The sequence below is a fragment of the Methylolobus aquaticus genome (genome assembly GCF_054172105.1).
The window spans coordinates 78,115-87,302 of the sequence record NZ_JBSYXP010000019.1 but is presented as its reverse complement, the minus strand read 5'-3'; the positions used below and the strand labels follow the sequence as shown (position 1 = coordinate 87,302).

Sequence of the window (9,188 nt, the reverse complement as noted above, 5' to 3'; positions counted from 1 at the left end):
GGCGGCTCGGTATCGGCCTGGATCCTTGTCTGGGAGCCGCCGGTCCAGCGTCCACCATCCGGGGTTCAGAGAAGTCCATGGATCGTCGGCAGCATCGAAAGCGTGGTCAAGCCGAAGCGCTCGCGCCTGATCGAAACGGCCACCGGCTTCGAATCGCGGATCCTGCCTGAACCGCCGCCCGGGCGTCGTCGCGATCCCTGCTGACATCCGGCGTCCGAATTCCTCTCCCGGTGACGCGCTGTCCTCGCGCATGTGACTCAGGGGCGATTGCTATTCCCGTTGCATCCGATCACGGTACATCTCGGGACCGGATATCGCACCAGACCTGTATTCATTATGCATCCAGCGCATCAGCCATGAGCATTGCCCGAACGTCGCAAGAATCTCGGCTGGACCCAGCGTGAGCTGGAGAAGGCGGCGGGTTTTACGCAGGCGCAGATCAGACGTATCGAGGCTGACAAGGCCGCGAGAACATTACCTTCCTGAGTTTGCGCAAGCTGGCGAGGCCTTCGGCTGCAGCGTAGTCGACCTGTTGACCGACGCAGACCGGTGCCCGGCCTGGACCAGGCCCAACGTTATCGCCCGAATCTCGCCTACCTTCTGCGGTCCCTGAAGCTACGCCTGTTCGCTTGCCCCATCCAGCGCGTCTCGCCGGAACAGGTCCTGACCCTACTGGAACTGGCCGGAAACACCTTGGAACTTCGGCGACCCGGTCGCTCTGCGCCCCGCCCCTCCACCGCGTCAACCCAAGACCCGGGCGACAGTGCGAGTAGCCACTAAATTCAAGGCATTGGGACCGGTGTTTGTCAAGATACATGTCGCACATCCTTATGCAGCGTTGTGTAATGGAGTCCTTTCGATAATTCAGATCAGAAGGATCTGGTCTATAGTTGGGACTGTCGGACCCGGCATACCTCCGACGCTTACGCCACTCGGCGCCGTCGGTTTGCCGCGGAGTGAGGAGAATAAGCTGCACGTAATGCGCTGACTCGATGTTAAACCGAGCACGGCAGCGCGATCGGACTCGCCCCAACGCGAGCCTGAGCCTCCGTCCACGGCCAACTAAACTTCCTGATGGCTCCCTCCGGCACGAAGCCGATGCGGTCCCGATTCGAGACCATCTCAATGAACACGTCAATCCTTACAAAGCTTTCCCACCTATGGGCGAGCGTGTTGATGATTTTTTTCCCGGCATTTTCGTTGGCTGCACCACAAGCCATGGGCGCCTCAGCTATTTTCGTGGATGCGACGACCACCCGGCCGTCAGCGCCGGCACACGCCACTGACAGCGGTGCCGTGGCTGGAGTCCCGCGCTACGCAGACGCCCGCGTGAAGGCGACGCCAGGCGTCGCCCCCAACCGGGTGAGGGCTATGACGGAAATCGACATTTATCGGTCCAGTGACGTATCCAAGCGCAAGAAGGCGGACTACGTCACTGCGCAGGTCATCGTAGCGGGGGCGTCCCAGATTGCCGGCCCGGTGAGCAGACTCGACCTTGATGGGGCGAATCGCTTCGCATCCGGCTCCCGGATGCGAGTGGACCGCAAGACCGGCACAGTGACCGCCAGCCTGGCGCTGACGCTCCGGCAGCAAAGGGCCCTGGCAGCGCAAATGTGGGCCGGCCGCACGCCGCGAGCCATGGCCGCGCGGATCAGGGTGCTTTTCCGGCATTACCGAGACGCCGACCCGACTCGGGCGATCCATGAAGACATCGCTTCCGTGGGTGCCCGCGCCCGTTGGGGCGGTAGCCCGCTGGCACTGCCCGGCGGTCCCGGCGCGGTACTCCTTCAGGGTGCGGGTGGCCAGGTCCGGCTGACCAACACCACCAGCAACCCACTGGTGGTGATGGCCGGCCCCACGAGTTGCATGTACGACTCGATCTACGAGTACGGGGGGTCGGGGCCGCAGAGCGGTTGGAACGGATCGCACCTTGGCACTATGAACGGCAACATCCTGGCACCGGGGCAGTCCATCCAGGCCTATGTCGAGTCCGACACGAGCGTGCTGGACGGCAGGGAAGACAATGCCTCCGGCACGACCGTCCTGGCCGACTATACAGAGTTTCAGAACGATGCCCTGCAAGCCGCGCAGGATGCCGCAACCAGCACGCTGCCGGAACTGGATATCCCCAGCGGCGACGATGACGGGCCGTGGAAAGACATCGACGAGTCGCTGGGCTTCTTTTCCCTGGATGTAGTCCGAAACCTGCTATCCGAGGATGGGGTGTGGGCGACGTACGCCGCGGCGAGCGCCCAATCCGCGGGCATCCCGGAGTCCGAGCTTGGTACTTTCGACACTGCCCTGGAGTTCGCCGATGGATTGTTGGACTACGCCGAGCCAATCACCGGTCTGGTCGAGGGGCTGGTAGCGCTATTCAGCAACGGCTGCAACGCCCACGACGGCTACATCATGATTGGGGCCACGGATCAGAATCACCCGTGGCGCCAGTTCGCCCAGGTCTACGACTGGGGGAAGGGCTCGCCCTACATTCCCAAGAGCGGCACAACCACGTTCGGTTCACACGCGAACGGGCTGGTCGCCAACGTGGTCACCCCGTTACCCGCAGCGCAGCAGCCCGCCTTCGACGACCCCGCAGCAGCCAACGTTCCAACAAACTCCGGGGGCGTCGCCCAATGGCAGTTCACCGAAACGACCAACCAGGTGAACACTCCGGCCAAGGTGTCGCTGGACGCGGGCACCCGGCGGGTGCACTGCAACCCGGCTGATGCCGGCAGCGATCAACCGCCTGCGGGCCTGCCCACGGTGATCAGTTCGCTGGCAATGTTACCCAGCTACGTCGACTACCAAGGGAACTCCGTCACGAAACCCAGCGTAGGACCCAACGACTACCTCGTCGGTGAGCACTTTATTGCAGGGGGATCCACGCGTTCGGTCCGCTACTCCGCGGATGGGATTTCGTGGACCAGCGTCCCCATTCCGGCTGGGCAGGACTACTACGATCTCCCAGAGGGATCAGAGGTGACCCTGGTGGCCTGCGACACGCAGGCCGCCGAACTGCTGACCCGGGCCACGCTGTCGGGACGCACGGTGCTGATGGGCACCCGTGTACCCAGTGATGTGATCCCCGGTCCCGACTACTACGGCACGCCCGCTACCCCGCCGGCCATGATCGGCCCGCTGGGCACCGCGACCCCGGTGCCCGGTCCGACCGGTGTGACCCGGGGGCTGGTGGCCGTGGCGAACGGCCTATGGTGGATCGACGGGAACAACCAGCTCGGCCACCGCAACCTGGCTACGGGTAAGGTCAGCAGGTTCCCGGTGCGTAACACATCGCAGCTGGTTGCGGGCCCCGACGGCAACCTGTGGATGGCCGGCTCGATCCCCTCGGGGAGCACCGCGCTGCCCGCGTTGGTCAAGTTCGACCCCAGGACGTGGCAACTCACCCGCTACCAGATAGGGTCGACGGCCGGCACAGTATCCAACTTGGCGGTCGGCCCCGATGGCAACCTCTGGTTCGCGGCCTCAGGGGCCACCCTGGGGCGGTTCAACCTCGCCTCGATGACCCCGACGCTGTTCCCGGGCGTACTCGATGCCGGGCCTTACGACGTGGTTGCCGGTCCGGATGGTAACCTCTGGGTCTCCTCATTCACCCAGGTCGACGTGTACAACACCGCAGGCACCCTAATCGCCGTGGGCTCACCGTTCCCGCCCGGGCAGTTGGGGAGCCTGGCGGCGGGTCCGGACGGCCGGATGTGGGTCATCAACAACGGCGACCCCAGCCACGATATCGCGCCCAGCGTCGCGGTCTTCGATCTGTCCCAGTTCACGTTGACCCCTCAGGGCGTGAAGGTCTGCTTTCCTATTGGTAGCGGGTGCACCGTCTCCTTCGCGATCCCGTCAGGCATGACGAACCTTACCGCAGCGACCTTCGGGACTGACGGCAGTCTGTGGTTCGGCGGTATGACCGGGACCAATAGTGGGGACTTCCGCATGGTCCGGATGAACGCGGCCACGGGCGCCACCGACCTCTTCGCGTTCCCCTACCGCCTCGGTGCCACTGCGGTCACCGGCCCCGACGGTCAGATCTACCTGGGCGGGGACGACTTCGACTACCGCATCTGGGCATTCTCCACCGGCGTCAGCCCAGCGACCAGCTCCCCGCAGATCTCGGGCCAGCCCCGGCTGAACAACCTCATCGAATGCACGGGCGGCACTTGGCCCACCGGCGCCACCGGGCAGAGCCTCTCTTGGCGCGATGCGACGACCGGCCGGATGCTCGAGGGCTCCTGGACCAGCGCCTATGTGCTGCCCCTCAACGACCCAAGGCTGGTTGGGCACTACGTGCAGTGCGTGCAGACGGCCGCCCTGCCCTGGGTAGGGGTGCCCTTGAGCGCGGTGTCGACCCCGGTGAAGGTGCAGGATTGAACACGGTTGCCCCCAACAGCCCCACTCGTTGACACCGTCGCAGTCAGAGCGGAATGACCCGGTGCACGGTCCTGTTCGTTCTACCTTGACGGCCGGTTCAGTGCGTCGATCAGGGTGGTTTCAGAGGATCGGGTTGGTGCAGGAGACGGGTGAGCGGGCCAGATGTAGATCGAAACTCCCATCACCCTCCTGCCGGAAGTCTGATTGCAGACCAATCGTCAAATTACCCTTCCGCCATGATTGTCACCGCGCTATTCCGGTGCGCCACCCAGTGCAGCCGCCTTGTCCTCCTCCTCCCTGGCTTTGGAAAAGATCGGGCTGGGCCGGTTGAGGATCAATAGATCGTAGACACGCCGGGCTTCCGGAAAACCTTCCTGAAAGGCGTCGAATGCAGGACTGTCCCAGGCTTGCGGCCATTCGCCGAAATGCGAATCCCAAGCCCAGTCAATGGCCGCGTTGGCGCCATGCTTGAGCAACTGCTCGACGATCAAGGCATAGTTTCCCACCGCAGCATCCACGAGCGCGGACGCTTCCTCCGGACCATGGAGGTCCGGGTGCGCTCCCTGATTCAGCAGCAATTCGATCATCGCGCAAACCTCGGCTTCGGGAATTTCCCGCTCGGGTCGAGCACCACTGTACCATTCCAGGTCACGCTCGGGGGCACGGCAGTGCGCGCGATGATTTCCCCACCCTTCGACAAGGTTGTTGATCACCGATTTGCCGGTCTCGTTGACTCGATTCAAGTTGGCACCGCTGGCAATCGCCCTCTCAATACCAGCTCGGTCCACCTTGTACGCAGCCTCGTGCAACTCACGGTCCGCGCCGGAAAGCGGACCGCGAGCATCGTGCCAGTTGAGGATCACCAACTCCGGCGCCGCCAACTCGATAAACCCCTTTCGAATGTCGTCGAACGAAAACGCCAGGGGTGTGGGATCGACCTCCGGCAATTTGCCAGCCTCCAGCTGAGAGCGCACGCCGGGATAGTCTGGGCCGGTGATCTCCTTCCGGTTCAGCACGACAGTGATCTTGCGGCTATCCGGAGCCAGCTCGTTTCCCCACCGTTTGGTGGTGGCAACGGCCATGGGATCACCCCACGTGCTGCAAGGTTCGACAACGCATGTTTCACTGACCGTGGGGTTCTCATCCTTGATGATGGTCCATAAAGCGGTCCATAAATACCCGTGCGCCAGATCGTGCTCCTCGGAGAGGAACTCCAGGATCCGTTCGCCCGCGCGGGGGCCCTCCAGAAAATGATGGGCCTCGAAATTGGGATAGCGATTGCGGGTGCTCGCCAGGGCCCGGCGATAAACCTCGTATGCGAACCATTCACGGGTGGTGCGAACCTGCAGATGGATTTCGCAGTCGCGCCCCGCCAATGGAGCGACGAACTTCTCCCGCCGAACATTCCCCAAGTGGACATCGTCGAGCCCCAGCCAGTGGAAACGGGCATAGTGCCCCCGGTCGCCGGGTTCGCCGAACAGTGACTCCCAAATGCGCTGGACCCGCTGTATTTGTTGTAGCCGTTCCTTGGGGAATTCTCGCGTCCAGATGTAGGCCTGACGCGGTTGCTTCGCAGACATATTCGTTGGCTCTCGCTGCCAGTGATTGATGTTCAACCCTTCACACACACCACTTGCTTGAGCGTGTGCAAAATCTCGGTCAAATCGCTCTGGTTGGCCATGACCTGGTCGATGTCCTTGTAGGCGCCCGGAATTTCGTCGATCACACCCTTGTCCTTGCGGCAGATGACCCCGGTGGTCTGCTGCGCGAGGTCGTCCTCGGTAAAGTGTTTCTCGGCCGTCGTTCGGCTCATTCGCCGGCCCGCGCCGTGGGCGCTGGAGCAGAAACTCTCGAGGTGTCCCTTGCCACGCACGATGTAGCTGCGTGTGCCCATGCTACCGGGCACGATGCCGAGATCACCCTCGCGGGCGCGGATCGCTCCCTTGCGTGTCACCCAGACGTTCTCGCCGTAGTGATGTTCCATCGCCACGTAGTTGTGGTGGCAGTTCACCGCTTCGGTGGTGACCTCAAACGGTGGCAGGTGCCGTGCCAGGGCCGCCAGCACCAGATCCAGCATGGAACGGCGGTTCTGCATGGCGTATTCCTGAGCCCAATGCACGGCCTCCACATAGTCATCGAAGTGCTCCGTGCCCTCTGGGAAATAGGCCAGGTCGCGGTCGGGTAACTGGATCATCCAGCGTTCCATGTCCTTGCGCGCCAACTGGATGAAGTAATCGGCCATGGCGTTGCCGATGCCACGACTGCCGGAATGCAGCATGACCCACACCTGGTCGGACTCGTCCAGGCAGACCTCGATGAAGTGATTGCCGCCGCCCAGCGTTCCCATCTGGTTTAGCCATTTGGAGAACTTGCCGAAGGCCCTGAGCAGTTGGGGATGGCGTTCAGTCAGTGACATGAGTCCTGGCTCGAAGGGCCGCACGGCTTCGACCAGCACCCGGTTGTCGGGGTGCTGGGCGCGCCCCACCGGCACGTCGCGGCTGATCTGGTCGAAAACTTTCTTCAGGCTCTTCTCATCCAGTTCGTTGGCCGTAATGGAAAGACGGGTGGCGACCATGCCGCAACCGATGTCCACGCCCACGGCGGCCGGGATAATGGCCTTGCGTGTCGCGATCACCGAGCCGATGGTGGCCCCAATACCCAGGTGCACATCCGGCATGGCGGCCACGTGGTGGTGAATGAAGGGCAGACTGGCGATGTTGGCGAGCTGCTCCCGCGACCGCTCATCGACATCGTCGGTCCAGATCTTGACCGGAACGCGCTGCTCGACGAGCACTTGTTTGACCGACATGGCTAGTTCCTCATTTCTCGCTTTACGATGTGACATGACGTCGCGTCGGTTAGAGGCCAGTTCCCGACGTCGCCTCAGGACTGGGAACGCAGGTCACCATCAGCAAAGACTCGGCTTTGCCCTCGTGATCGGCTGCCACCAGGGGTGATCTCCGACAAAGGCTGGATTATCTGGGCGCCGTGCGCGATTCCACCCGATTGGCCGCCTCGAAAATCGCGTAGGGACTGACGGCGGCAATATGTTCCGCCGTGGCAAGACTGGACAGATATTCGCGGGACCGCGGGCTGATCCCTGTCCGCTGGCACACCAGCCAGGCCACGGCTTCCGCTTCCAACTCCATCCGGGCAAGGTCCAGATCGGAGCGATCCGGCCAGCGGCCTTTGCAATCCGCCCCCAGGTGGCCGCAATAGATGTGTCCCAACTCGTGCGCCAACGTCGCAAAGCGGGTGGGAAGATCGTGCTTGGCATTGACCTTGACCCGGAACCGCGCCGCGTTCTTCGCTGACGGTGCGAGGGTATCCGGCAGCCTTGCCATGGCCGAAGCGGTCCCGGCCAGGAGCGTGCCGTACAGGTCAGTCTCTTTGACCTGTACGGCATAGTTCGCTGCGGCGGCACAGGTGCGCTGATAGCGCTCCATGGGCAGTTCTCCTTCCGCAAACAGGCTGTTGAGCTTCTCCCCGGGCACTTCCTTGCCCTCGGTATCGGCAAATTCGTACACGAAGCGCACGGGACCGAAGGATTGCAGGAGAACGATGGGCACCGCATCCGGCCGGACGTAGCGGCCGATCGATGCCCACTGACGGCGGCTGCCTACGGCGACGGCGCCGCGCCGCTGCACCATGACCAGCATCGCGTTGTAGGGTGACAGGCCACTGAAACCGCTCATGAACTGGAGAAACCCGTCGAAGGCGTGATCTCCTTCCGTCTCCAGGGCCTGCTGAAACAGCTGGTCGATAGCGGCCGCGCAGTCCTCTAAAAGTGCGAGCCGCTGCGGAACCCCTTTATGCTGCTGCTCAGGGAAAAGATCGGTCTGACTATACTGTACGGCGTGCATGGTGAACCCCGTTTGCTGGGCATTTCGCTGATTGTGTCAGGGCCGCCTTGTCGCAGCGCTTCGCTCCACTTTCGGCGCCTGGCCGAGCAGCTACCTCAAGCGAAGGGCTGCGGCAATCCGGCGCAAGGAGGGGACCATACGCTGCGCCGGCCGGTCGAAACGAAAATTCCCCTACTTTGTGGAATTCCTTATGTGGCCGCTTTTCCGCCGTCAGAAATCGGCAAGTGCCGACTTGGAATCGAACGACTCAGGCCAGTTTGCCAGTCGCCGCCCCCTGAAGTTCGGGCAGATCGTCGAGGGTATGGGCGATTTCTCCGACCTCAGAGCCCATGATGTGGCGCTCAAGTTCTGGTTGCCCGAACCGGTGGCCGACGCATTGGCGGAATTATGTAAGCGCAATGCGGAATCGATGAGTGAGTCTTTGCGGCAGTTCTTTGCGCTGCACTGCTACGGTCTTTATGCATTCCACCTGATGAATGACCGCTACCCTGGCCTGTTTAGGGACCCGGAAATGCCATGGTTTTCTGCGGGGACAACAGAAGATTCGCCGGGGAAAAAGCGCATCGATACGTACTGGGTGCCCGAGCTCGGCAAGAACGTCATGCCGATCAAGGTCTGGATACCAAACCGGCTGCGACGCGATCTTCAGGGATTGTCTGATCACACCGGAATCAAGTTGTCCCAGTACGTCCGGGAGATCGTGATCTCCCGCCTGCTAGGTCACGGCACCTTGCCCAAGCGGCCGGAGATGCTGACGGCGGCGCCCCTGTCCTCCGCGGAGGATTGGTGCGAGGATCGTGAAGTGCCTATGCGGCAGGTGGAGGTTGAGGAGTACGGCCGGAACCAGGAGGGCACAGTACTCACCGAGTGGATCGATGTTTAAGCTTGCGTATGTCTCTCAGTGGGAACGGCTATAGCCATGCTGGTTGGGTCTGGTTC

Annotated in this window: 7 protein-coding genes; 4 read left to right on the top strand and 3 right to left on the bottom strand. The window is 62.6% G+C overall.

Annotated features, from left to right (window positions below; all coding sequences use genetic code 11):
- The 3 genes from ACW73L_RS19760 to ACW73L_RS19750 form a co-directional block, all read left to right on the top strand.
- The coding region (locus tag ACW73L_RS19760; protein WP_498924294.1) for a hypothetical protein at window positions 1-204 on the top strand (204 nt) is incomplete at its 5' end.
- Window positions 205-363: 159 nt separating this feature from the next.
- A complete protein-coding gene (locus ACW73L_RS19755; RefSeq protein WP_498924293.1) occupies window positions 364-486 on the top strand; it encodes a helix-turn-helix domain-containing protein in 123 nt (40 codons plus the stop codon).
- 885 nt (window positions 487-1,371) lie between these two features.
- Entirely contained in the window at window positions 1,372-4,386 is a 3,015-nt protein-coding gene (locus tag ACW73L_RS19750) for a Vgb family protein (RefSeq protein ID WP_498924292.1), read from the top strand.
- A gap of 251 nt (window positions 4,387-4,637) precedes the next feature.
- Here ACW73L_RS19750 and ACW73L_RS19745 read toward each other — a convergent pair whose 3' ends face one another.
- From ACW73L_RS19745 to ACW73L_RS19735, 3 genes are all read right to left on the bottom strand, one after another.
- The gene (locus ACW73L_RS19745; protein ID WP_498924291.1) at window positions 4,638-5,966 is read right to left on the bottom strand and encodes an ankyrin repeat domain-containing protein; all 1,329 of its coding nucleotides are present in this window, start codon (window positions 5,964-5,966) and stop codon (window positions 4,638-4,640) included.
- Window positions 5,967-5,998: 32 nt separating this feature from the next.
- Window positions 5,999-7,195 (bottom strand): RtcB family protein, encoded by a 1,197-nt coding sequence (locus ACW73L_RS19740; protein WP_498924290.1) that lies wholly within the window; start codon window positions 7,193-7,195, stop codon window positions 5,999-6,001.
- Between the two features lie 166 nt (window positions 7,196-7,361).
- On the bottom strand, window positions 7,362-8,249 hold the full coding sequence (locus ACW73L_RS19735; protein WP_498924289.1) for a hypothetical protein: 888 nt from the start codon (window positions 8,247-8,249) through the stop codon (window positions 7,362-7,364).
- Window positions 8,250-8,280: 31 nt separating this feature from the next.
- Between ACW73L_RS19735 and ACW73L_RS19730 the strand changes: the two genes are divergently transcribed.
- A complete protein-coding gene (locus ACW73L_RS19730) occupies window positions 8,281-9,132 on the top strand; it encodes a hypothetical protein (RefSeq protein WP_498924288.1) in 852 nt (283 codons plus the stop codon).
- Window positions 9,133-9,188: the final 56 nt, after the last annotated feature.